This is a genomic window from Bacillus cereus group sp. BfR-BA-01441 (assembly GCF_022663075.1).
Classification (GTDB): domain Bacteria; phylum Bacillota; class Bacilli; order Bacillales; family Bacillaceae_G; genus Bacillus_A; species Bacillus_A cereus.
Genome location: NZ_JAKUEU010000011.1, coordinates 50958 through 76227, shown reverse-complemented (window position 1 = coordinate 76227; position 25270 = coordinate 50958). Strand labels below are relative to the sequence as shown.

The following is a 25270-nucleotide window of genomic DNA, read 5'->3' as shown; positions in this document are numbered from 1 at the left end:
GGATTCTTTCTATGTATAATCATCTAAAGATTAATCTGTTTTATCGTTCTTTTTTGTATGATCATCTAATAGGAGGAGTGCGAAGTATAAAACGTTTAAGTCTTTGAATTGTTTTGGATCAAGTCCTGTATGTTCTTCAATCTTTTTTAGCCTGTAATGTAATGTGTTAATGTGTATATGTAATTGTTTAGCCGTCTGTTTATAAGATTGGTTATAATCGATAAATAAGCGCAAAGTATGCATAAGCTCAGGAAATGATAATAAGTTTTCGATGGTACGCTCTAGAAATTGTTCACGCGTTTCGGCAGAAATATCTTGTAAACACATTTCTAAACGTAAATCTTCATTAAATACAATTTTTTTCGTTTCCAATGATACAGAAAGAGCGCGTAATGCTTGTTCGTAACATATGTTCATATTGTTTGAGGTAACTGTTTGTCCAATCCCGATATATAAAGAAATAGAAAATAAAGTTTCGCAGTCTTGTTTTAACCGTTTTAAAAATTGATAAGTTTGCTCTTTTGAGCTCGTTGCTGTAAATAAAATAAAACGATCATTTCCCCAACGAACAAATAGATGCTCTTTTGTTAAAATATTACGTATGTGTTGCCATATTTTACGCTGGAGCATCGTGTCATTTTTGCCAATAGAAAACAAAATAAGTTGTTTTTTCTTATATAAATCAATGCCAAGTGTTTTGGCGCGATCAAGAAAACTCGGGGACCACTCTGTATTTTGAAGCCAATCAAAGACAAAAGCTTCATAAGAACGGTGCTCAAGTTCTAGTTGCTCTAAAAAGTAGTTTTCATGAATTAATAATTCGGTCATCTTACGCAATATTTCTCCGTAGCGTGAAATATTTTCAGGTTCTCCTGTAATCCCAATGACACCAATTACTTCATCATGAAATAATAAAGGAAGATTCATCCCAGCCTTTACACCTTGCAATCGCCTTTCATCTTCTTTTGTAATGATGACGGTTTTCTTTTGTTTGGCGCAGCGGAGTGCACCTTCATGAAATTGACCAATTCTTTCTGTATCTGTACTTGCGATAATAACGCCTTCTATATTAATGATAATAATATTTTCTGTAATTAGTCTGCGTACTTCTCGTACAATTTTATTCGCTAAATCAGGAAATAGCATAATTGACACACCTCAAATTCTATTTGTTGTACATTATATATGTAAATTGAGTAAGAAAGGGAAATTTCACACTTTCCACACATTTATTTGTTATTTTACAATTATAACGAAATCATCCGAAGATGGAGGGAATCTTTTGAGAAAGTATGTTTTTCTTCTCTGTTTTTTATTTCTACTAGTAGGGTGTCAAGGAAGTTCATATACACCAATTGCTAAAGATAAAAATGTTATTATAACTACGAATATAAAAGAAGGCAGCATTAGTTTTATTGATAAAAAAGATAAAAAGTTAATTACGACATGGGAACTAAATGAGCCAATGGCCGGAATCACACTGCTTCCAAATGGCGATGAAATACTTGTATACGGTAAGCAATTAGAATATATGTATGTATATTCACTAGCGGAAGGAAGGGAAGTGGGAAAATATAAAACTGGAAAGGGCATTGTAAATGTGGTCGTATCAGCAGATAAAAAACAATTATTTGCTGCTGATCAAAATGTTCAAAAGGTAAGGTTCTTTACGATAAATGGGAAAGAGACAGGAAATGTTTCAACAGGAAAAGGGCCTATAACGATGGTAGAGTATCAGAATCGGTTATCTGTACTAAACTTTTATGATACGAAACTAACGACAATTGATACGAAGAAAAAAGAAGTTATTCAATCCTTTATGATTCCGCCAGCATCAACAGGAGCGACGATTAGTCCTGATGGGAAAGAAATATGGATTGGCGGACATGGTGATGGAAATCAAGTAAATGAGAAAGTGTTAGTGTATTCTTTACAGAGTGGAGAAATGGTGCGTTCTTTACACGCTCCATTTATGCCTGTGAATATAACGAAGGATAGTAAGTACGTATATGCACTCAGTCATGGATCGAATACACTTAGAAAGTTTGATATTAGCACATATAAAGAAATAGCTTCTGTAGAAGTAGGGTCGAATCCATTTGCATTTTTTGAGAGCGGAGCAGAAGGGTATGTAGCCAGTTATGATAGTGATGAAGTGTGCGTTATAGATATGAAGAATTTGAAAATAAAACAAACAATTAAAGTCGGAAAAGGACCGTTTCAACTCATAGAGAGGGAAGGGAAGGACAATGAATAAATATAGAGTGCTAGTTGTAGATGATGAAAGTGATATGAGACAGCTTGTTGGAATGTATTTGGATAACTTTGGATATGAGTGGGGAGAAGCTGAGAATGGAAAAGAGGCTCTTAAAAAACTAGAAACGGATCATTATGATTTCGTTGTATTAGATATAATGATGCCAGAAATGGATGGACTTTCAGTTTGTAAAGAAATTAGAAAAACGTCAGATGTGCCGATTATATTTTTAACGGCAAAAGGTGAAGAGTGGAATAGGGTGAACGGCTTACGTATGGGAGCAGATGACTATATTGTAAAACCGTTTAGTCCTGGTGAATTGGTTGCCCGTATGGAAGCTGTGCTAAGAAGATATACAAAGCAAGAACAGCAAGAAGAGATTCAATTTGGACCAATTCTTATCAATGAAAAAAGTAGACGAATAGAGGCGGGTGGTGAGCCGATTTCTCTTACTGTAAAAGAGTTTGATTTATTATATTTTCTTTGCCAACATACAGGACAAGTATTTAGCCGGGAGCAATTACTTGAAAAGGTATGGGGATATGATTATGCCGGAAGTACAAGAACGGTAGATACGCATGTGAAAACGATGCGCTTGAAGCTTGGAGAAAGTGGAAACTACATTCAAACTGTTTGGGGTGTAGGCTATAAATTTGAGGTGTAACGTATGTTTACGATGGTACAAAAACTTTGGCTTACAGTAGTATGTGCAGTATGTGTAACAGTGTCCTTTCTTTATTTCGTATCTTTATACTCGTATGAAAAATTATACGTTGATAATTTAAAAGCTTCGTTAGTAATGGAAGGAAAAAGTCTTGCTGCTCAATATGATAAGCGTGAAGGAATATCAACTTTTGAAGAGAAAGTAAGATCGTTTGATCAAATATCTAGTTCAGACGTTATTTTCGTGTCTAATCCGCGTGATTTAAGTGCATGTTTGCCTTTTGATGTGCATCATCATTCTCTTATAAGTGAAGGAGATAGGCAAACGCTATTAGACGGGAAAACTGTGACAAAAATAGGATATGAAGAACATTTTGACCGTAATATTATGGGGGTTGTCATCCCTGTATTGGAAAATAAAAAATTAGTCGGAATTGTCTATTCGTATATTCCTTTAAAAAGTATAAAAGATTTAATCTATGATATGGGTCTTATTTTAGCACCGTTAGCAATTGCTATGATTTTAATTACGATATGGGTTGGAAGGAAAATTATAATTGCAATTACGAAGCCACTTTCGCAAATGGAGCGGGTTGCAAATCATTTGGCTACGGGAGATTTTTCGGAGCGGATTACAGTTTCTTCAGAGGATGAAATTGGACGATTAGGAAAAGCATTTAATAAAATGGCAAATTCATTAGAAACAGAAGATGTAAAGCGTAAGGAATTTTTAGCAAATGTTTCGCATGAACTTAGAACACCACTTAGTTATATAAAAGGGTATAGCGAGGCTATTTTAGATGGTGTTGCAAAGGGACCGCAGCAGGAAAAAGTAACGCAGCTAATTCATAAAGAAGCAGGTCGTATGCAGCGTCTCGTTCATGACTTGTTAGACTTAGCACAATTAGAAGGTGAGCACTTTCCGTTAAAGAAGCAACCTATCGTTTTTTCACAGCTGATTGAAGACGTATTAGATACGTATGAGATTAAGTTTATAGAAAAGGAAATTCATATTTCAACCAATTTAAATCCAGAGGTCATTGTCATGATTGATGAGGATCGTATGCAACAAGTGCTTCATAATGTGTTAGATAATGCGATACGGTATACAAATCAAAAAGGAAATATCGTTATAACTTTAGAGCAAATCGATGATTACTGTGAATTAAAAATAAAAGATACAGGAATTGGTATTGATATAGAACATTTGGAGAATCTTGGAGAACGCTTTTACCGAGTTGATAAAGCGAGAAGTCGTCAACACGGTGGAACAGGTTTAGGCCTTGCTATTGTGAAACAAATTGTCCATATACATGGTGGACAGTGGAAAATTGAAAGTGAAAAAGATAAGGGAACAACGGTTATTATTAAACTGAATGTACAGGATGAGGGGAGCATGTTCTAATTTTTAGGACATGTTCTTTATATTGAAGAAAATATTTATCCCGCTATTCGCCGGGCAGTAAGACCCTCACCTCAAAATTCAACGGAAGCAAAGAAGTTAGGTGGAGGCCCTGCTGCCCGTAAAAGCCCGATTGGTGAGAGCTAATAATCAGTGGGCGATGAACAAAACCCCACTGATTAAAGTTTCACTTTACACGTAAAATATAAATTAATATGTAATAAATATCGAAAATTTGACTATTTTATGAACAAAACATTTGTACTTCTTATCAATTCGGTCTAAAATAGTTATGATGCAAAGTTCTTATAAATCGTTTCAATTGTTGTTTGGAAGATACTGAGGTGATTTAACTGGAGTACAAATCTATTAAACCGAAAAAAATTTACGAAGAAGTATCTGAAGCTATTTTAACAATGATTAAAAATGGTACGTTAAAACCTGGTGACAAACTACTCCCTGTGCATCAATTAGCTGAGCAGTTTCAAGTTGGCAGATCTGCTGTTCGTGAAGCGCTAAGTGCGCTAAGAGCGATGGGCTTAATTGAGATGAAACAAGGAGAAGGTACATATGTGAAGAACTTCGATTCTTCTTCATTAACGAAATCATTAAACAATAGATTATTAATGAAGAAAGAAGATATTTTGAATTTATTAGAAGTACGAAAGGTGCTTGAAGTGGGGGCAGTTCGAGTAGCGGCGGCAAAACGTACGGAAGATAATTTACAAAATATGAAACATTGGTTAGATGAAATGGCAAAGAGCATTGGAGATGAAAAGGCTGGTGAAAAAGCCGATTTTCAATTTCATATGGGAATTGCAGAGTCTTCGCATAATAACATTTTGCTTGAACTCATGAATCATGTTTCAGAGATGATTGCTGAAACAATTGGTGAATCAAGACGCATTATTTTATATGGTGAACAAACGACATCAGAACGACTTATAGAAGAGCATCAAGTTATATATGATGCGGTGTTAAAACAAGATGTAGAATTAGCGCAGCAAGCAATGCTAGATCATTTAACAAATGTAGAACATATTGTCACAGGTAAAAACGATATAAATTCGTAATTTAATCTTTTAAAAATTTAATTTTCTGATAAAATAGAGAAAGATTAAGTAAGCGTTTTCTTTAGAAGAGGGAGAGGATAGGCCATGGTTGAGCCTATTTCTTCTCTACTAAGTCATCTGATGACCATATGTTTGTTGGTGAAGTTGTAAAAAGGGGGAGTAATAGTTATGAAAGTTACTTTATTTGTTACTTGTTTAGTCGATATGTTTGAAACAAATGTCGGCAAAGCAACAGTTGAAGTGTTGGAGCGTTTAGGTTGTGAAATTGAATTTCCAGAAGCACAAGTTTGTTGTGGGCAGCCTGCTTATAATAGCGGCCATGTAGAAGCAGCAAAAGAAGCGATGAAACATATGATTGAAACTTTCGAAGATGCAGAATATATTGTTACGCCATCTGGTTCTTGTGCGACAATGTTTCATGAGTATCCGCATGTTTTCAAAGATGATCCAAAGTGGGCTAAACGTGCACAAAAAGTTGCTGATAAAACTTATGAATTTACACAGTTTATTGTAGATGTTTTAAAAGTTACAGATGTTGGTGCAAGTTTACCAGGGATAGCTACTATTCATAAATCATGTCATATGACGCGTATGCTTGGAGTAAAAGAAGCACCAGGAATTTTATTATCAAATGTAAAAGGATTAACTGTGAGAGATTTGCCAAACGTGCAAAATTGTTGCGGGTTTGGGGGAACGTTTTCAGTTAAGATGACTCCAATTTCTGAGCAAATGGTAGACGAAAAAGTAGATAGTGTCATGGAAACAGGTGCAGATTATTTAATCGGTGCAGATTGTGGGTGTTTGTTAAACATTGGCGGACGTATTGAGCGTTTAGGAAAAGAAGTAAAAGTAATGCATATTGCTGAGGTACTGAATAGTCGCTCATGAAGGGGGAACATAAGCTATGTCTATGAAAATCAGTGAGAAAAAATTTAATGATCGCGTTGGTGATGGAATTCAAGATTCGTTTATGCGCGGAGCAGTATCTTCTGCACAAACGCGTTTATATACGAATCGCTTAAAAGCTGCAGATGAATTAGGAAACTGGGAAGAGTGGCGTGAACTAGGTGAACAAATTCGTCAACATACGTTAGAAAATCTGGATTATTACTTAATGCAGTTAAGTGAAAATGTATCAAAAAGAGGCGGACACGTGTACTTTGCGAAGACGAAAGAGGAAGCTGCAAAGTATATTCAAGACGTTGCCAAAAAGAAACAAGCGAAAAAAGTAGTAAAATCAAAGTCGATGGTAACAGAAGAAATTAGTATGAACCATGCGCTTGAAGAGATTGGCTGTGAAGTATTAGAGAGTGACTTAGGAGAGTATATCTTGCAAGTAGATAATGATCCACCTTCACATATTATTGCACCTGCACTTCATAAAAATAGAACGCAAATTCGCGATGTATTTAAAGAAAAGCTAGGCTATGAAAATTCTGATGACCCATATGAAATGACAAAGTTTGTTCGTAAACAACTTCGTGAGAAATTTATGGATGCAGAAATTGGTGTAACTGGTTGTAACTTTGCTGTTGCCAATACTGGATCTCTTTGTTTAGTAACGAATGAAGGTAATGCAGATCTTGTTATGTCAATTCCTAAAACACAAATTGCGGTAATGGGTATGGAACGTATGGTTCCGACAATGGAAGAATTAGATGTTTTAGTTGGTTTACTATGTCGTAGTGCAGTAGGTCAAAAATTAACAAGTTATGTAACAGTAGCAGGACCAATTCAAGAAGAGGAAGTTGATGGACCTGAAGAATTCCATTTAGTGGTTGTTGATAATGGTCGCTCTCAAATTCTTGGATCTGAATTCCGTTCCGTATTACAATGTATTCGTTGCGCTGCTTGTGTTAACGTATGTCCTGTATATCGTCACGTTGGTGGACATTCATATGGATCGATTTACTCAGGACCAATCGGTGCGGTATTAACACCGCTTCTAGGTGGATATGATGATTACAAAGAGCTTCCTTATGCATCTAGTTTATGCGGAGCATGTACAGAAGCTTGTCCAGTAAAAATTCCATTGCATGATTTATTATTAAAACATCGTCAAGTCATCGTTGAGCAAGAAGGTCGTGCACCACTTGCAGAAAAACTAGCGATGAAAATGTTTAGTATGGGTGCTTCTTCAGCTGCTTTATATAAAATGGGTTCAAAAATGGCACCAGCGGCAATGAGTCCATTTACATCTGGTAATCGTGTATCAAAAGGTGTTGGACCACTTAAAAACTGGACGGATATTCGTGAATTCCCAGCTCCAAGTAAAGAACGATTCCGTGATTGGTATAAAGATCATAAGAAAGGCGGGGATAAATAATGACAGGATTAATTCAAAACCGTGATGCCTTTCTAGATAACATTGCAAAAGAACTTGGGCGCGCACGTAAAACAGAAGGTGTAGAGCGTCCAGTATGGAAAAGTAATGTGAATATAGAAACGTTAAAAGATTATTCACAAGAAGAATTACTAGAAGTGTTTAAAAAGCAATGTACAAACATTCATACAACTGTAGTAGAAACGACAAATGACCGTTTAGGTGAAGACCTTCAAAAAGTAATCATGGAAAACGGCGGGGGACCTATTTTATTATCAGCAGATGATCGTTTTGATGCATATGGTTTAACATCTTTATTTAAAGAAGAACTTCCAAAGCGAGACGTTGAAGTAAACGTATGGGATCCAGAGAGAAAAGACGAAAATATGCGTTTAGCTGAAAAAGCGAATATTGGTATTGCATTTAGTGATTATACATTAGCCGAATCTGGTACAATTGTTGTACAAAGTCATAAAGGGCAGGGACGTTCTTTACACTTTTTACCGACTGTATATTTTGCTATTATTCCACGTGAAACACTTGTGCCTCGTATTACACAAGCAGTTCAGGATATGAACTCACGCGTAGAAAATGGGGAGACAGCGGCATCTTGTATTAACTTTATTACAGGGCCAAGTAACTCGGCTGACATTGAGATGAATCTTGTTGTTGGAGTACATGGACCATTAAAAGCAGTATATTTCATCGTATAAAAGAGGGGAAAGCAGGCCGGAAAATGGCCTGCTTTTTTAGTAGAATAAAGGATAATATGAAGTAGAAGTTCTCTCCTTTTTTTGCTATGTTTTTTGGGAAAGGAGAGGAAGGGATGTTCACTTATTTATATGCACTGTTAGCAGGGATGGTGTTTGGTTCTTTTTTTATGTTAGTTGCGGTGAGGGTTCCATTAGGTGCGTCTATTATTACCCCGCGTTCACATTGTTATTATTGCAAATATGTGCTAAGGCCAAAAGAACTAATCCCCATCATTTCATTTTATATACAAAGAGGCTGTTGTACGAATTGTAAGAGGAAAATTCCAATTATATATGTAGCATTTGAATGTATAACAGGAAGTATATTTCTTCTTACCGTGTATATGATTGGAATAGAACGAGAACTTATTATCATTTTATCCCTTTTTTCGCTACTTCTTATTATTTCAGTTACAGATTACTTATATATGTTAATTCCTGATTGTATTTTAATTTCGTTTGCGGTTTTACTCATTCTCGAAAGTGTTTTTGTACAATTAGTTACTTGGACAGATAGTATAGTTGGTAGTGGTGTTATATTCCTTTTGTTATATTGCATGCAAAAGATATATCCAGAAGGGCTTGGCGGAGGAGATATAAAACTACTTTCGTTACTTGGTTTTATAGTAGGAGTGAAGGGAGTTTTTATCGTTTTATTTTTAGCATCTTGTTTTAGTCTTTGTTTTTTCGGGATTGGTATCGGATTAAAACGTATAGAAGTACGAAAGCCAATTCCATTTGGTCCTTTTATTAGTCTTGGGGCAATGTGCTATGTATTAGCTGTTTATTCAAATTAGAGAGGGAATCGAAAATGAACGTATATATGGATGATCAAAGAAGTTGCCCGTTCGGGTATGTGTCCGCAACTACAGTAGAATGTGCCTTGCAAATGGTTCGGGATTATGATGTGAATATTCTTTCTCTTGATTATAATATGGGCTGGGGAGCAAAAAATGGACTAGATTTTGTAGAAGCTTTTTGTACAGAGGGATTATATGTAAATGAAATTCACCTTCATACGAATGATGTCATCGGTATGCACAAGATGAAACAGAGAATGGATAAGGGAAAGGAAGAAGGAGAAATTAATCCTCACCTTGTTGTTAAATACGTGGGAAGCTAAAAACTCCAAAGTAAAACTTTGGAGTTTTTAGTGTTTCATATGTGCTTGTAAAGGAATAATCTCTTCTTGTTGAGCTACTGCGATTTCAGTTTCTTCCTGTTGAACTTCAGGTGTTTTCTTTGTTAAGTAGTGGTATACCATACCGACAAATACTGATCCGCCAATAATGTTACCGATTGTAACAGGAATTAAGTTATGAATAGCACCTGAAAAAGAAATTGTCTCAGGATGCGGTGAAACTAAAGATAAAGCAAAGAGTGATAAGTTTGCAATACTATGTTCGTAACCAGATAAGAAGAATGTGAAAACAAGTAGCATCATGACTATTATTTTTGCTGTGTCACCTTTAACCTGAGAAGGTAAGAAACAAGCAAGACATACGAGCCAGTTACATAAAATGGCTTTAAAGAATAACTGCATTGTAGGTGTGTTCATCTTTCCTTCAACGACTTTATTCATTAAGTGACCGTGATCAATTGCTTCAAAAATTCCAGTTGCGTAAAATAGTAAGGCAAAGAATAACGCGCCGGCTAAGTTACCTGCATAACAAGCAACCCAGTTACGTAGTGTATCAGAAATCGTTGTTTCTTTTCTTAAAGTTGCTACAGTAAAGTACATTGTGTTCCCAGTAAACAATTCAGCACCGCCATATATAATAAGTACGAGAGCAATCCCGAAAAACATAGAAGCAGCTAAATAAGTTGCTGGTGAATCTGCAATGTGAAAAAAGTTACCTAATTTAAAACATAGTACAATAATAAAACCGATATAAATACCCGCAAGTGCAGCACGAATGAAATATTGCATTGGGTTTGTATCTAGTATTTTCTTTTTGCTTTTAGCCAGTTTGACAACATAATCTAGTCCTTGTTCTAGCATGAGTAATACGCTCCTTTAGTAAATCTTCTATAAATACTCCTTATATGAATAAAGTACATGGAATTGTTCTCACTTTCAATAAGTTTGTGCAATGTTTCACAAAAAGGACATACATACATTAAGAAAACGTTTACAAAAGGTAGTATAATGTAATTTTTTCTGGACATTGAGAGGAAGAAAGAAAAAAGAAAAAGCGCTGTAATTACAGCGCTTTTTCGTCTAAATTCTTTTCTACTTTTACTTCTACTTCTTTTGAGAAGAACCAACCACCAACTGCGATTCCGACTAATACAATCCAGAATGTAAGCTTCCACGGAGTGGATTCTGGGAATGAATGTGGAATTACATTTAATGCAGGGTGTGCTAATGTATAAACTGCTAGCTTCACACCAACCCAACCTACAATTAAGAATGCTGCGGTTTCAAGTCCTGGTTTACGTTTTAAGATTTGTACGAAAGCAGTTGCTGCAAATCGCATAATGATTAATCCGATAAGTCCACCTACAAAGATAACAGCGAATTGCCCAGTATCAAGACTACCAATTGTACCTAATCCTGTTTTTGGTAAAGTCATTGCTAGTGCAACAGCAGCTAAAATTGAATCAACTGCGAAGGCGATATCAGCAACCTCAACTTTAAATACAGTCCACCAAAAGTTCTCTTGTTTTTTCTTTGCTTCTTTTTCTTCTGTTTCTTCATCTGTATTCTTTTTAACATATGTTTTAAATAAGTGATTACCAGCGATAAACATAAGGTAGATGGCACCGATTGCTTGCACTTGCCATACATCGACTAAGAACGAAATCATAAATAACGATCCAAATCGGAAAACAAATGCCCCCGCTAATCCATAAAATAGTGCTTTCTTTCGTTTTTCTTCTGGTAAATGTTTTACCATAATTGCAAGAACAAGAGCGTTATCAGCCGCTAAAATCCCTTCAAGTGCAATTAGGATGAGTAATACCCAACCATACTCCAATAATAATGATACATCCATGTACATTCTCCTCTCATTTCTATAAGTTCTAAATAAGTGAAGAATTTCCCCACTATTTAGTTTCCCCATACTCCTGCCTATTAACTTTGGAAAAATCTGGAAGTGAATGCAAAAAAGACCTCTGCCGTTAATAGGCAAAGGTCTTGCTAGACATATGTAATAAAAAATGCCAACAAAGCCGGAAGAACTAAGTTCTACGTAATGACGACTTTGTTTCCAAGAAATATTCTTGGACGCTACTCCCCTTTGGAGATATGTTATTGTATTCTCATTATATGGATAATTTATACGGTTGTCAACCTGTTAAAATATCTTCATTCGGATATTTTATTTTCAGGTTCTTTTTACGAGCAAATGAAAAAGCCAATGTTAAAGGACCCATTTTCCCGAAAAACATCATAAAGATAATAATAGCTTTTCCGATTATAGTTAAGTGGGGTGTTAAATTCATACTGAGGCCAACAGTCCCAAATGCTGAAAATACTTCGAAAGCACTCATCAATAGAGGAACTCGCTCAGTAATACTCAAAATTAAAATAGCAAAAAAGATAAATGAAATTGAAATAATAGTAATGGTTAATGATTTGACAATGAGAGTATCTTTAATGGATTTTTTAAATACGACAATATCCTCTTGTTGTTGTAAAAATTTAAATACGCCAAAAAATATGATTAAAAATGTTGTTAACTTAATCCCACCACCAGTTGAAGCGCTACCAGCACCAATAAACATAAGGAGCATCATTAATAGGAGAGAAGGTTTTGACAATGTAGAAATATCAACAGTATTAAACCCGGCAGTTCGCGTTGAAATTGCTTGAAAATAAGAGGCCAATCCTTCTTCAAATGGGGTAAAACCTCTCATAGAAAGGGAGTTATGGAACTCGAATATAAAAATAAAAAGGGTAGCAATAATGTTGACGATTAGAGTAGAAGAGAGCATAAGTTTTGAATGTAGTGTAAGGTTTTTAAAGTTTTTCTTTCTTTTTATGTCTACGATTACTGTAAAACCAATTCCACCTAAGATGATGAGAGAGGAAATGACGAGATTGACAAGAATGCTATGAGAATGGGACATTAAATTATCGCTCCACACAGAAAAGCCAGCATTGTTAAAGGCTGAGATTGAATGGAAAAAACTATAATAGATCCCTTTCATAACCCCATATTTTGGTACCCATTCAAAAGAAAGAATTATAGTAGCGATACATTCGACTGTAAAAGAGAATAAAAATAATGCTTTGGCAAGACGGATGATGCCGCCGATATTCGTTTGATTTAATGCTTGTTGCAGTAAAATTCGATTTTGAAGACCGATTTTTCTTCCGAGCATAATCGCAATTAAGACAGCAAAGCTCATAATGCCAAGCCCGCCAACTTGTATAAGCGTTAAAATGACACATTGTCCAAACAAAGTAAATACTTTTCCAGTATCTACAACACCAAGTCCAGTAACAGTACAAGCGGAAACGGTTGTAAATAAGGCATCGAGCCATGAAATGGAAGTTGTCGTAGCAATGGGTAGTTTTAATAAACATGTGCCGACAACTGATAATACAAGAAAAGACAAAGTAAGAACGCGGGGAGGGCTCATGCTAATATTAATCCGTTTCATTTTACAGATCGCTCCTTTCGTTTTGATTAGTATGTGAAAAAGCACCATTATGTATGTTGAAAATAGAAAGAGGCAGAGAATATCTGCCTCTAAGCCATATGTTATATTATTATCCACGTAATTGTTGTTGAGCTAAAGCAACAAGACGTTTTGTTACTTCACCGCCAACTGAACCGTTAGAACGAGATGCTGTATTAGATCCTAAGCTTACACCAAATTCTTGTGCAATTTCATATTTAAATTGTTCAAGTGCTTGTTCTGCACCTGGAACTAATAATTTGTTTGTTTTTACCATGTTGATACACATCCTTATGAGTAGTCCAGTTCAGCTAAGTTCTTATCTAAACTGGTAACGTTATTTTATGTGGAAACGACGTACTCATACGCGGAAGTAATCGGTGCGATTAGAAGTTCTTGGATAGAAAAAAGAGTAGCAAATTTGCTACTCTTTTTTTAGTATTGTCGCTGTTCCTTCCACGACAATATCATCTGATTGATTATATATGTTTGTTTGCAGCGTAATGATTTTTTTATCATCACGCTTCTTAATAACCTCTGCCACAACGCGAAGTGTATCACCGATTTTGACAGGGGCACGGAATGAAACATTTTGGGATAAATAAATCGTATTTTTGCCTGGGAGTTTCGTTCCAAGGATGGTAGAAATAAAACTCGAAACGAGCATACCGTGAGCAATACGTTCTTTAAACATTGTCGTTTTTGCAAAAGAATCTAAAATGTGAATAGGATTCACATCCCCAGTCAATTTTGCAAAATTGATAACATCTTCATCTGTAATTGTTTTTGTAAGGGATGCTTGATCACCGACTTGAATCTCATCATAGCGAAGCTCCGGAACAGTTTGTGCTTCTTGAAATGGATTCATTTTGTCCTCCTTCTTTTCCATATCGAAAAATGTTAGCCATCTTGATGTAGTAGGAGGAAGAAAGAGTTTTGTTTGTGCTGCGGTTAGCTCCCACATTTTTCTTACTTGATGGAAGTAAATAGATTTTTTGAGTTTTCCTCGAACTTTTTTGCGAGTTCCAACTGTTTTGACTTGAACTCTTCCAAAAAACCCTCTAACTGTTTTTGAGCCTCTTCACGTTGTAATTGTTGTTGCTCAATAAATTGTTTTGTTGTTTCTTCAAATTGGCCGCTTGTTTGGGTAAGAATTGACAATGATGTTTTTGTAGGAGAAACAGTAAGCTGATGCATATGAGCAGAAAGTTCCTTCCATTTGTCCTGCCACTCGTTAATTTGATCATTTAAGGAGTTTCCAGTTAATTGTTTCACGTAATCTGTATATTGGTTATTGAACTGAGCAGTGAGTTGTTGTAGTTCTTTTTCTAGTTCATCTACTCCTGATGTTAATTTATGCAAAGCGTCTTGTTGTTGTTTTAATGTTTCTAAAGTAAGTTGCTCTAATTGCTTCCCAGCTGAAGAGAAAAGGGAAAGTGATTGAGACCAGTTTTTCCAAAATGCATCGACTAATTCGTATGGTTTAGTTTCCATTGTTTGACCCCCAAATGTTTTTTTGCATATTGTGAACGCAGATTACTCTGCTGTACCACCAGGTGAAGATGAAGAATCCTTTTCATCCTTTTCTGGAGAAGTAGAAAATGGAAAGAATGCATTGGTGTATAACGTGAAAAACGTTCGCAACATATTTTGATAATGTTCAAAAGAAGTCGCACATGTTGTTAAATATTGCTCTCCATATTCAGTTAAAGAATAAATTCTTTTTGCCGGCCCTCCATCGCTTGTATCCCAAGTAGAAGAAATAAGGTTTTCTTTTTCTAATTTGCGTAGTGTTCTATAAACATTACCTTGGTCAACAGAAGAAAAGCCGATATCCATTAGCATTTGAATAAGTTTGTAACCATGAAGACTCCAGTCTTTTAGACAGAGAAGTAAGAAGGGAACTAAGAAGTTTTTTGGCATGGAGTTTGGTTGTTTCGCTTGGTTGCTCTCCAAACTTTCGCGTTGTTCTGGTTCATTTTGTAGCATGATTGTGCATCACCTCATGAATCAGTTAGATGGAATTTTTTGCTTATAAGTGCAATTTACACCTATCTGTTTTTAAAGTCAACACATTTGTTAGAAAATAGAAAAAAATAAAATATAGACTTGAAGTTTTATTCAGAATATTAGAAAATAGTGAATAGGTTGAATTGTTTCAAAAACGAAAAAGGGAGTGTAGGTAAAGTGATTGATCAAAAATTCGATCCACTACAAGCATGGAAAAATGCTTATGAACAAACCGAAACATTTTGGGGAAAAGCGCTCAATGAAACAATTAAAACAGAAGAATATTCTGCTTGGATGGGCAGCGTTCTAGATTTGAATTTGTTTTATCAAAAAGCATTAAATGATACGACAAAAAACTATTTAGAACAAGTAAATGTGCCGACGAAAGAGGATATCGCAAGAGTGGCTACGCTTGTTATTAACTTAGAAAATAAAGTAGATAACATTGAGGAGTTTCTAGAGGAGAAAGTAGATTCTTTAGGGCAAGCTCCTACATTAAAGCGTGATGTAACGAAAGTAAAACAAGATATTCGTACGCTTGAAACAAAAGTAGATCAAATTTTAGAATTGCTAGAAAAGCAAAATGCAGTACTAGCTAAACTACAAGTACCTGTAAAAGAAGAGGTAAAGCCTGCGAATAAACCAGAAAATAAAAAATGATAAAAGCGCTTGTTTATAACAGATAAAAGAGAGAGGGAGAATCTCTTTTCACGTATAAACAGCGAAACATAATTATATATGGACTCTATAGTATGAGTACCAAAATGATTCATAACAATCGTTCACAAATTCATTTAAGGGGGAAAAGAAATGGTTCAATTAAATGGAAAAGTAGCAATCGTAACAGGTGGAGCAAAAGGAATTGGAAAAGCAATTACAGTAGCATTAGCACAAGAGGGAGCGAAAGTAGTTATTAACTATAATAGCAGTAAAGAAGCAGCTGAAAATTTAGTAAATGAATTAGGAAAAGACGGACATGACGTTTATGCAGTGCAAGCGGATGTTTCTAAAGTAGAAGATGCAAACCGACTTGTAGAAGAAACTGTGAATCATTTTGGTAAAGTTGATATTCTTGTTAATAATGCTGGTATTACAAGAGACCGTACATTCAAAAAGTTAAATCGTGAAGATTGGGAGCGCGTAATTGACGTGAATTTAAGCAGCGTATTTAATACGACAAGTGCGGTTCTTCCATACATAACGGAAGCAGAAGAAGGAAGAATTATTAGCATTTCTTCTATTATTGGTCAAGCAGGTGGATTTGGCCAAACAAACTACTCAGCAGCAAAAGCGGGTATGTTAGGATTTACAAAATCATTAGCGTTAGAACTTGCAAAAACAAATGTCACTGTAAATGCTATTTGCCCAGGATTTATTGATACTGAAATGGTAGCAGAAGTACCAGAAGAAGTACGTCAAAAAATCGTTGCAAAAATCCCGAAAAAACGTTTTGGTCAAGCTGATGAAATTGCAAAAGGTGTAGTATACCTATGCCGTGACGGTGCGTATATCACAGGTCAACAATTAAACATTAACGGCGGATTATATATGTAATGAAGTAAGAAAAAAGTGCATATCCATAGCAGGAATGCACTTCTTTTTTTTAAAGAAGGAAATCGACCAAAAAGGAGATAGAAAAATGACTACATTCGCAACAGAATGGGAAAAGCAATTAGAGCTATACCCAGAAGAGTACCGAAAAGCATACCGCCGAGTGAAAAGGGCGAGTGAAATTTTATTACGTGAACCAGAGCCGCAAGTCGGATTAACGCCGAAAGAGGTTATTTGGACGAAGAATAAGACGAAGCTTTATCGCTACATTCCAAAACAAGAAAAAACACAAAGAGTTCCAATTCTGTTAATATATGCTCTTATTAATAAACCATATATTATGGATTTAACTCCTGGAAATAGTTTAGTGGAATATCTAGTGGATCGTGGTTTTGATGTATATATGCTTGATTGGGGCACATTTGGTTTAGAAGATAGTCATTTGAAATTTGATGATTTCGTGTTTGATTATATTGCAAAAGCAGTAAAAAAAGTAATGCGAACTGCAAAATCGGACGAGATTTCTTTACTTGGTTATTGCATGGGTGGAACGCTAACTTCTATTTATGCAGCGCTTCATCCGCACATGCCAATTCGTAATTTAATTTTCATGACAAGTCCTTTTGATTTCTCTGAAACAGGATTGTATGGTCCTTTATTAGATGAGAAATACTTCAATTTAGATAAAGCGGTTGATACATTTGGAAATATTCCGCCAGAAATGATTGATTTCGGAAACAAAATGTTAAAGCCAATTACGAACTTTGTTGGTCCATATGTTGCTCTAGTAGATCGTTCAGAGAATGAACGCTTCGTCGAAAGCTGGAGATTGGTTCAAAAGTGGGTTGGTGATGGTATTCCGTTCCCAGGTGAATCATACAGACAGTGGATTCGTGATTTTTATCAAAATAATAAATTGGTTAAGGGTGAACTCGTTATTCGCGGACAAAAGGTAGATCTTGCAAATATTAAGGCGAATGTCTTAAATATTTCCGGGAAACGTGATCATATCGCTTTGCCATGTCAAGTAGAAGCATTACTAGACCATATTTCTAGCACAGATAAACAATATGTATGTTTACCAACAGGGCATATGTCTATCGTTTACGGTGGAACAGCTGTAAAACAAACATATCCGACGATTGGAAATTGGCTTGAAGAGCGTTCTAATTAAAAATAAAAAATCCAACTAGCCTATGTTAGTTGGATTTTTTTATGAAAAATAACAAAACATAGAAAGGAGAAATTTATATTTTAGGAGTATAATTATGAAACTTATGACAGGTAAGTTGTTTTGGAATACAGGAGTTTCAGTACCTTGTTATCCACCGTTAGGAAGTGATATGATATGTGATGTGCTTGTAGTCGGAAGTGGCGAAGCAGGTGCCCATATAGCGTATTCTTTAGCGAAAATAGGTATGAGTGTAATGCTTATTGAAAAAAGAGAAATTGCATGTGGTAGTACATTTGCAAATGTAGGTGTATTACAGTTTCTTCATGATAAATCGTTAACCTCACTTATCCATACATTTGGTGAAGAAAAAGGGGTACGAGCATATAAACTGTGTTACGAAGCGTTACGGACAATGGAGAAAGTGGTACCTACTCTCGATATTGATCCCTATTTTATTCCGAGAAGTAGTTTATATTATGCAAGTAAAAGTGAGGATGTCTCATTTTTACAAGAGGAGTACAATACGTTACAGAATTATGGATTTCCTGTTGAGTATTTTACAGAATCTGATATTAAGAAACGTTATCCTTTCATAAAACAAGCGGCATTATATACACACGGTGATGCCGAGGTGAATCCGTATTTATTAGCGCACAGTCTTTTGCATAAAGCAAATCAAATGGGAGCTAATATATATGAACATACAGAGGCAATACATATAAAAAAACGTAAAAATGATTTAATTTGTTACACGAAAATAGGAAATCAAATTGTAGCAAAGAATATTATTATGGCGACAGGTTATGAAGCGCTTTTTGGAAAGAAAGAAAGAAAAAATACAACAGTAGACACCTCTTATGCAATTGTAACAAATGAAATAGATCAGTTTGAAGGCTGGCATGAGCGATCGTTAATTTGGGAAACGGCACGGCCCTACTTATATTTTCGAACGTATCGAAGCCGCATTATAGTAGGCGGATTAGATGAAGCGCTGCAAATTCAAACAATTGGTGATACGAAATTATTGCATAAGCGTGATATCCTTATTAATATTGTAAAAGAGATGTTCCCGCAGTATAAAAATATACAGGCAGACTACTATTGGGCAGCCGCATTTGGTGGTACTCATGATGGTCTCCCCATTTTAAAAGAAGACGAAAAGATACATAATTTGTTTTACGCATTGCCGTATGGAGGTAATGGAACTGTATATGGAATGGTCTTTGCCAAATTATTTGAGCAGTTATTTACAAATAAAGAAAGTAAAGATTTTTCTTTATTTAATCGATAGAAAAAAGGTAGCGAAGTGATGGAATGAGAGATATAAAAAAGTTTTTACAAAAATTACGTCCTGTACAACTCATCGTTTTGTTTTATTTGTTAGCAGTAGTTGTATCGGTGATATTGCTTAGTTTACCGTTTGTTACGAAGCCTGGTGTGAAATGGACATTTATAGATGCGCTTTTTACATCGGTTAGTGCGGTAAGCGTTACGGGACTGTCTGTTATTACGATTTCAGATACGTTTACTACAGCAGGAATTATTGTTTTAGCCCTTATTCTACAATTAGGCGGCTTAGGAATTATGGCGCTTGGTACATTTGTTTGGATCATTACGGGGAAAAAGATTGGTTTGCAAAGAAGAAGATTAATTATGGCAGACCATAATCAAGGGAATTTATCGGGTCTTGTAGAATTGATGCGTTCTATTTTGATTGTAATTATTTCAATAGAACTTATTGGAGCAATCCTATTAGGTACAAGATTTTTACTTTACTTTCCGACTTGGAAAGAAGCTTATTTTCACGGTTTCTTTGCAGCTGTTAGTGCGACTACGAACGGCGGATTTGATTTAACAGGACAATCATTAATTCCTTATAAAAAAGATTATATTGTTCAAATGATTCATATGTTACTAATTATTTTAGGAGCGATTGGTTTCCCTGTGCTAATGGAAGTGAAACAATTCCTTAGTAAAAGGAGACAACAATTATTCCGTTTTTCATTATTTACAAAACTGACGACAACAACATTTTTTGCACTCGTTGTTGTTGGTACAATTATGATTTTTTTACTGGAGAGAAATCATTTTTTAGTAGGAAAGTCATGGCATGAAACTGTATTTTATACATTATTCCAATCTGTGACGACGAGAAGTGGTGGACTTGCTACGATGGATATACGTGAATTGTCACAACCGACGCTTTTATTTATGAGTATATTAATGTTTATAGGGGCATCTCCAAGTTCGGTTGGGGGCGGAATACGTACAACAACATTTGCTGTTAGTATATTGTCACTATATACCTTTGCAAGGGGTGGTAGAACAGTTAGAGTCTTCAAACGTCAGCTACATGAAGAGGATGTACTGAAAGCATCTGTCGTTATGACGATGGGGATTTTGTTATGTGCTACTGCGCTATTCATTTTATCTATTACGGAAAATGTACCGCTTATGAGCTTAATTGTTGAAGTTTGTTCTGCTTTCGGAACGACGGGACTATCAACAGGTGTTACGCCTGATTTAACAACTGTTGGGAAACTTGTACTTATTGTGCTTATGTTTATCGGACGCGTTGGTATTTTAACATTTATTTTAGCTAGTGGTGGAAGGGAACAACCACCTCGCTATAAATACCCGAAAGAGCGGATTATTATTGGATAGTATGAAACCATTCTACCTACGTTAGGTAGAATGGTTTTTTAGTCGTTAATTCCAAATTGTGGATGCATAAAAGCTTCATTTTTATTATCCGCTTCGTTTTTTAGCAACTCTTGATTTTCTTCTGAAATCCACCCAATATCATTTGTAGGATGGATCCACTCATCGCCAGCCATAATGGCAGGATCTATTTTATCACTCCAATTGTTAAGTGGACTGTTCTCGGAATTATATTTACTGTCTCCAATTACAACATCATATTGATTCACAAAAGGTTGTTGCATCGTTTTTCCTGTTCCTTTAAAAGATGGGAAATTCATTTGATGCGGGAGCGTTTCGTCTAAAATTGGTGATTGAATCTTTTCTTTTTTCTTCAAAATTATCGCTCCTTTTTATAATGATTTCTTCATACGTAGTATTTCCATCTAACGCCTCTTATGTACTTGTTAACACTTGCCAGTAATAATTATTTTAAGTTGTTTCAAACTAGAGTAGAAAGTGATTTCTTGAGAGCAGGTGAATGTATTGGTAAAAAGAAAAGTGAAACAAAATGCGGCAATCAATAATAATAAAACTCCGAAAGAAAGCTTACCAGATGCAGAATTTGCATTAGAGTATGAAGGAGAAAATAGCGCAAAGTATGCTAATCGTAATTCAAAAAAAGGGAAATAAAAATGAGGCGTTTTTTACAAACGCCTCATTTTTTTGTGGGATTATAAAGGTTTTTTTAATTATTTGTAAATTTAGTGTTTTCTATTAGCAGAAAAATGCGAAAAAACATAGAAGTAGCAACGTATTACACAAAAACAAACAACAAACAAAAGATTAATGTTGGTTTAATACTGCTTTTACACTAGTTGTTTATATTTGAGTTGTACATAAGATTTGTAAAAGGAGAGAGAAACAGTGAAAAAAACAATCTTTAAAGCTGTAGCGACTGGAATGGTATTTTCGTTATTAATGGGGTGTGGTGCAAAGAAGGAAGAAAGTGCTGGAGCGAAAGTGAAAGATGACAAATTATCTGGATCATTAACTGTTTACACAGCAATTGAAGAAGAGCTTGTACCAATTTATCTTGATTCCTTTAAAAAGAAATATCCTGATGTGAAATTGAACATTGTACGTGATTCAACAGGAGTTATTACTGCGAAATTGCTAGCTGAAGGGAAAAATACACAAGCAGATGTTGTATGGGGAACTGCGGCATCAAGTCTATTAGCTTTAGATAAAAAAGATATGTTAAAAGGATACTCTCCAAAAGGAGCAGATCGTGTTCTTCCACAATTTAAAGATGATAAGCAACCTGAAAAATGGGTAGGAAATACTGCATTTATGACGGGGATTGCTGTAAATAAAGAAGAGTTAAAGAAGAAAAATTTACCGATGCCAGAATCATATGAAGATTTAACGAAACCAGAGTATAAAGGAACACTTGTTATGCCACATCCAGCATCATCTGGAACAGGATTTTTAACAGTTTCTGCATGGCTACAAATCATGGGTGAAGATAAAGGCTGGGATTACATGAAGAAACTTCATGATAATATGGCAAGTTATACGCATTCAGGATCAAAACCAGCGAAATTAGCAGGAGCAGGTGAATATCCAGTCGGTGTATCAATGGTTTATAGTGCTTTAAAAGAGAAACAAAAAGGTGCACCAGTTGAAGTTGTACTGCCGAAAGAAGGATTAGGGTGGGAAGTAGAAGCGAACGCACTTATTAAGAAAGATAATGCGAAAAATGATAAATTAGCACAAGCATTTTTAGATTGGGCAATTACTGATGATGTAATGAAGTTATACTTTGAGAAAAATGGATTTGCGACAATTAAAAATGATTATAAACTTCCAGAGGGATTCCCGAAAGATGTTACTGAAAAATTATATAAAAAGAATGACTTTAAATGGGCAGCAGAAAATCGTGACAAAATTTTAGAAAAATGGGAAAAAGAGTTTGGCCAAAAAGCAGAACCGAAAAAGTAAGTGAGTGGGAGAGAGAAAAATGAGCGAATATTTATCAATTCAACACATTCAAAAACAGTTTGATGCATTTACAGCATTAAAAGATATTTCTTTTACTGTGAACAAAAATGAGTTTGTTTGTTTATTAGGCCCGAGTGGCTGTGGGAAAACGACGTTGCTTCGCATTTTAGCGGGACTAGAGGAACCAACGACTGGCAGTATAGCTGTGAATGGAAAAGATATTACAGCATTGCCTCCTGGAAAGAGAAACTTCGGAATGGTTTTCCAATCGTATGCTTTATTTCCGAATTTAACAGCACTTGAAAATATTGAATACGGCTTAAAGACAAAAAAATATGGGAAAGCAGAAGTGAAAGAGAAAGCGCTAGATGCGTTAAAACTTGTAGATTTGCTGAATGTAAAAGATAAATATCCTGCTCAAATGTCTGGTGGACAACAGCAGCGAGTAGCACTTGCACGTGCGCTCGCTCTGTCTCCAGATATTTTGTTACTCGATGAGCCGTTATCAGCTTTAGATGCAAAAGTGCGTGAAAAATTACGTAGGGAAATGCGTGATTTGCAAGAGAAAATAGGAGTAACGACGATTATGGTAACGCATGATCAAGAAGAGGCATTAACGATGGCTGATAAAATTGTTGTAATGAATCATGCGGAAATTATGCAGATTGGAACACCAGAGGAGATTTATCAAAGACCAGCCAATCCGTTTGTGGCAGATTTTATTGGTTCTATTAATTTCTTTTCGAAAAATAACGAAGAACATGCAATTCGTCCTGAACATGTAACAATTGTACAAAAGGACGGTATTAAAACAGTTGTGGAAAGTATGGAATTTCGCGGATCTGTATATCGGACGGAAGTGCGAGTCTTAGAAGAAAACACACACCTTTATAATGAGAAAATTGTAGTGGATATATTAGCATCAGAAGTAGAAGCAACGGCTATTAGAAAAGGAAAGCCGATTCAAATCTCTTTCTCAGAAAATCATATGTTGTCATATGGAAAGAAGGTCATTGTATAGATGGAGATGTTAGAAAACTATAAGGTAGAAAGTACGAAAAAAAAGATTAAGAGAAGTATAGGGAAAGAGGAATGGATCCAAAGGCTCGTAATTATCGTTATGATTTTTTCTTTCCTTATCATACTTGTATTACCGCTATTACAACTATTTACACAAGCTTTTTATAATAAAGATGGAGTTTTCGTTGGTTTAGCGAATTTCAGTAAATATTTCACAACACCAACTTTAGTTCAGTCTTTACAAAATACAGTATGGATTTCTGGCGCAACAACAATTATTTCAGTTGCAATCGCATTCGTTTACGCATATGCAATTGCCCGTACGAATGTTTTTGGAAAGCGTGTATTTCAGTATGTAGCGTTATTACCATTGTTCGCACCAACGATGATGCACGGTATAGCACTTACATATTTATTTGGTAATCAAGGGCTAGTAACGAAAGGAATGTTTGGTTTATTTGAAGGTATACAAATCCCTTTATATGGACCAGTAGGAATTGTAATAGCTGAAGTTATGTATACATTTCCACAAGCCTTTCTTATATTGCTAATTGCCTTCCAAGGATCTGATTATCGTTTATATGAAGCTTCTAATATGTTAGGGGCGAGTAAAACAAAGCAATTTTTCACGGTTACTTTACCTAGTGTAAAGTACGGATTAATTAGTGCAATGTTTGTTGTGTTTACACTTAGTTTTACTGATTTTGGGGCACCGAAAATTGTTGGTGGTCAATATAATGTGCTTGCTACTGACGTATACAAACAAGTAATTGGACAGCAAAATATGCCGATGGGTGCAACTGTCGGAATGATTTTATTAATCCCAGCTATATTCGCATTTGTAGTTGATCGTATTACGCAAAGAAAGCAGGCGAATTTCTTATCTTCAAAAGCAGTACCATACAGAATAATAGCTAATAAGAAAAGAGATGTAATCTCATTCATATATTGTAGTGTGATTACACTTATGATCATTCTATTATTTGTTGCAGTTGGTATTGCTGCAAGTGTGAAAGTATGGCCATATAATATGAGTTTTACATTTGAGCATTTTAATTTTTCAAGTTTAACAGGAGATGGACTTGAAGCATTTAAAAATAGCGTAATTGTTTCAGCAGTTACAGCAGTTATTGGGGCGATTTTAACATTTGTATTCGCATATGCAATTGAGAAAATAGACCAGCTACAATTTTTCAGAAAAACAGGTTACTTTTTCTCTATAGTGCCGTTAGCGATACCAGGTTTAGTACTCGGATTAGGATATGTCTTTTTCTTTAGTCAACCAACGATTCAAATTCTTGGACTATCAGTAACGAATCCGTTTCATTCTTTATACGGAACAATCGCTGTATTAGTACTAGTAAATATCATTCATTTTTATTCTGTAACATTTGTCACGGCAACGACTGCCTTAAAGAAATTAGACCGAGAGTTTGAGCTTGTTTCGCAGTCGATGGGTATTCCGTTTTATAAAACATTCTTCCGAGTAACAGTACCAATGTGTTTACCAGCAATTTTAGAAATGGTAATGTACTACTTCGTAAATTCAATGGTAACTGTATCGGCAGTTGTATTCCTATATGCAGCTGATTTTAAACTAGCTGCCGTATCAATCGTAAATATGGATGATGCAGGAAATGTAGCACCAGCAGCTGCAATGAGTGTACTTATTGTTGTTACAAATATTGTAGTGAGAGTTGTATATGAATGGGGAACGAAAGCACTTCGTAACCGAACTTCACAATGGCAAAAAAGATAAGTAAGAAGGG

27 protein-coding genes are annotated in these 25270 nt (G+C 35.4%); 18 read left to right on the top strand and 9 right to left on the bottom strand.

Annotated features, from left to right (window positions below):
- Window positions 1–30: 30 nt before the first annotated feature.
- Complete coding sequence (locus tag MR107_RS07565; protein ID WP_000898642.1) at window positions 31–1146, bottom strand: CdaR family transcriptional regulator; 1116 nt, start codon at window positions 1144–1146, stop codon at window positions 31–33.
- Between the two features lie 136 nt (window positions 1147–1282).
- Between MR107_RS07565 and MR107_RS07560 the strand changes: the two genes are divergently transcribed.
- From MR107_RS07560 to MR107_RS07520, 9 genes are all read left to right on the top strand, one after another.
- Entirely contained in the window at window positions 1283–2257 is a 975-nt protein-coding gene (locus MR107_RS07560; protein WP_242292221.1) for a YncE family protein, read from the top strand.
- Window positions 2250–2921, top strand: coding sequence for a response regulator transcription factor (locus MR107_RS07555; protein WP_001046398.1), 672 nt, complete (start codon window positions 2250–2252; stop codon window positions 2919–2921). Before MR107_RS07560 ends, MR107_RS07555 begins: the two co-directional genes overlap by 8 nt.
- 3 nt (window positions 2922–2924) lie before the next feature.
- Window positions 2925–4325 (top strand): sensor histidine kinase, encoded by a 1401-nt coding sequence (locus MR107_RS07550; RefSeq protein ID WP_000494796.1) that lies wholly within the window; start codon window positions 2925–2927, stop codon window positions 4323–4325.
- A 380-nt stretch (window positions 4326–4705) separates the two neighbouring features.
- A complete protein-coding gene (locus tag MR107_RS07545; RefSeq protein ID WP_254904515.1) occupies window positions 4706–5395 on the top strand; it encodes a FadR/GntR family transcriptional regulator in 690 nt (229 codons plus the stop codon).
- A gap of 168 nt (window positions 5396–5563) precedes the next feature.
- Window positions 5564–6283: a (Fe-S)-binding protein gene (locus tag MR107_RS07540; protein ID WP_000869148.1), complete on the top strand. Its 720-nt coding sequence runs from the start codon at window positions 5564–5566 to the stop codon at window positions 6281–6283.
- Window positions 6284–6299: 16 nt separating this feature from the next.
- A complete protein-coding gene (locus tag MR107_RS07535; protein ID WP_000061930.1) occupies window positions 6300–7721 on the top strand; it encodes a LutB/LldF family L-lactate oxidation iron-sulfur protein in 1422 nt (473 codons plus the stop codon).
- Window positions 7721–8431, top strand: a complete 711-nt coding sequence (locus MR107_RS07530; protein WP_000147187.1) for a LutC/YkgG family protein — start codon at window positions 7721–7723, stop codon at window positions 8429–8431. The genes MR107_RS07535 and MR107_RS07530 overlap by 1 nt, the downstream gene beginning before the upstream one ends.
- 113 nt (window positions 8432–8544) lie before the next feature.
- On the top strand, window positions 8545–9267 hold the full coding sequence (locus MR107_RS07525; RefSeq protein WP_000495726.1) for a prepilin peptidase: 723 nt from the start codon (window positions 8545–8547) through the stop codon (window positions 9265–9267).
- 14 nt (window positions 9268–9281) lie between these two features.
- Window positions 9282–9593, top strand: coding sequence for a cyclic-phosphate processing receiver domain-containing protein (locus tag MR107_RS07520; protein ID WP_001103770.1), 312 nt, complete (start codon window positions 9282–9284; stop codon window positions 9591–9593).
- 27 nt (window positions 9594–9620) lie between these two features.
- On the opposite strand, the gene MR107_RS07515 is transcribed toward MR107_RS07520, so the two are convergent.
- From MR107_RS07515 to phaQ, 7 genes are all read right to left on the bottom strand, one after another.
- Complete coding sequence (locus MR107_RS07515) at window positions 9621–10472, bottom strand: formate/nitrite transporter family protein (protein ID WP_000893025.1); 852 nt, start codon at window positions 10470–10472, stop codon at window positions 9621–9623.
- 202 nt (window positions 10473–10674) lie between these two features.
- The gene (locus tag MR107_RS07510) at window positions 10675–11469 is read right to left on the bottom strand and encodes a TerC family protein (protein ID WP_000383314.1); all 795 of its coding nucleotides are present in this window, start codon (window positions 11467–11469) and stop codon (window positions 10675–10677) included.
- Between the two features lie 295 nt (window positions 11470–11764).
- The gene (locus tag MR107_RS07505) at window positions 11765–13084 is read right to left on the bottom strand and encodes a TrkH family potassium uptake protein (RefSeq protein WP_000822361.1); all 1320 of its coding nucleotides are present in this window, start codon (window positions 13082–13084) and stop codon (window positions 11765–11767) included.
- A 109-nt stretch (window positions 13085–13193) separates the two neighbouring features.
- Window positions 13194–13379: an alpha/beta-type small acid-soluble spore protein gene (locus MR107_RS07500; protein ID WP_000241212.1), complete on the bottom strand. Its 186-nt coding sequence runs from the start codon at window positions 13377–13379 to the stop codon at window positions 13194–13196.
- Between the two features lie 147 nt (window positions 13380–13526).
- Window positions 13527–13970 carry a MaoC family dehydratase gene (locus MR107_RS07495; protein WP_001067916.1) on the bottom strand — a complete coding sequence of 148 codons (444 nt, stop codon included), beginning with the start codon at window positions 13968–13970 and terminating at the stop codon, window positions 13527–13529.
- 101 nt (window positions 13971–14071) lie between these two features.
- On the bottom strand, window positions 14072–14596 hold the full coding sequence (gene phaP, locus MR107_RS07490; protein WP_000448594.1) for a polyhydroxyalkanoic acid inclusion protein PhaP: 525 nt from the start codon (window positions 14594–14596) through the stop codon (window positions 14072–14074).
- A gap of 42 nt (window positions 14597–14638) precedes the next feature.
- Complete coding sequence (gene phaQ / locus MR107_RS07485) at window positions 14639–15091, bottom strand: poly-beta-hydroxybutyrate-responsive repressor (RefSeq protein WP_000939955.1); 453 nt, start codon at window positions 15089–15091, stop codon at window positions 14639–14641.
- A gap of 198 nt (window positions 15092–15289) precedes the next feature.
- On the opposite strand from phaQ, the gene phaR reads away from it, so the two are divergent.
- The 5 genes from phaR (at window position 15290) to MR107_RS07460 (ending at window position 20501) form a co-directional block, all read left to right on the top strand.
- The gene (gene phaR, locus MR107_RS07480) at window positions 15290–15772 is read left to right on the top strand and encodes a polyhydroxyalkanoic acid synthase subunit PhaR (protein ID WP_000566942.1); all 483 of its coding nucleotides are present in this window, start codon (window positions 15290–15292) and stop codon (window positions 15770–15772) included.
- Window positions 15773–15922: 150 nt separating this feature from the next.
- Entirely contained in the window at window positions 15923–16666 is a 744-nt protein-coding gene (locus MR107_RS07475; RefSeq protein WP_000250409.1) for an acetoacetyl-CoA reductase, read from the top strand.
- Window positions 16667–16751: 85 nt separating this feature from the next.
- The gene (gene phaC, locus MR107_RS07470; protein ID WP_000206336.1) at window positions 16752–17837 is read left to right on the top strand and encodes a class III poly(R)-hydroxyalkanoic acid synthase subunit PhaC; all 1086 of its coding nucleotides are present in this window, start codon (window positions 16752–16754) and stop codon (window positions 17835–17837) included.
- Window positions 17838–17931: 94 nt separating this feature from the next.
- Window positions 17932–19128: an NAD(P)/FAD-dependent oxidoreductase gene (locus MR107_RS07465; RefSeq protein ID WP_000772577.1), complete on the top strand. Its 1197-nt coding sequence runs from the start codon at window positions 17932–17934 to the stop codon at window positions 19126–19128.
- A gap of 23 nt (window positions 19129–19151) precedes the next feature.
- On the top strand, window positions 19152–20501 hold the full coding sequence (locus tag MR107_RS07460; protein WP_001204705.1) for a TrkH family potassium uptake protein: 1350 nt from the start codon (window positions 19152–19154) through the stop codon (window positions 20499–20501).
- A gap of 38 nt (window positions 20502–20539) precedes the next feature.
- On the opposite strand, the gene MR107_RS07455 is transcribed toward MR107_RS07460, so the two are convergent.
- Window positions 20540–20875, bottom strand: a complete 336-nt coding sequence (locus tag MR107_RS07455) for a DUF3905 domain-containing protein (protein WP_000726025.1) — start codon at window positions 20873–20875, stop codon at window positions 20540–20542.
- 148 nt (window positions 20876–21023) lie between these two features.
- On the opposite strand from MR107_RS07455, the gene MR107_RS07450 reads away from it, so the two are divergent.
- The 4 genes from MR107_RS07450 to MR107_RS07435 all read left to right on the top strand — a co-directional run bounded on the left by MR107_RS07450 (window position 21024) and on the right by MR107_RS07435 (window position 25260).
- Window positions 21024–21170, top strand: a complete 147-nt coding sequence (locus MR107_RS07450) for a hypothetical protein (protein ID WP_000240798.1) — start codon at window positions 21024–21026, stop codon at window positions 21168–21170.
- A 234-nt stretch (window positions 21171–21404) separates the two neighbouring features.
- Window positions 21405–22481, top strand: coding sequence for a putative 2-aminoethylphosphonate ABC transporter substrate-binding protein (locus MR107_RS07445; protein ID WP_000750893.1), 1077 nt, complete (start codon window positions 21405–21407; stop codon window positions 22479–22481).
- A 19-nt stretch (window positions 22482–22500) separates the two neighbouring features.
- The gene (locus MR107_RS07440; RefSeq protein ID WP_000006197.1) at window positions 22501–23502 is read left to right on the top strand and encodes a putative 2-aminoethylphosphonate ABC transporter ATP-binding protein; all 1002 of its coding nucleotides are present in this window, start codon (window positions 22501–22503) and stop codon (window positions 23500–23502) included.
- A complete protein-coding gene (locus tag MR107_RS07435; protein ID WP_000425532.1) occupies window positions 23503–25260 on the top strand; it encodes a putative 2-aminoethylphosphonate ABC transporter permease subunit in 1758 nt (585 codons plus the stop codon). It begins immediately after the preceding gene.
- The last annotated feature ends 10 nt before the right edge of the window (window positions 25261–25270 follow it).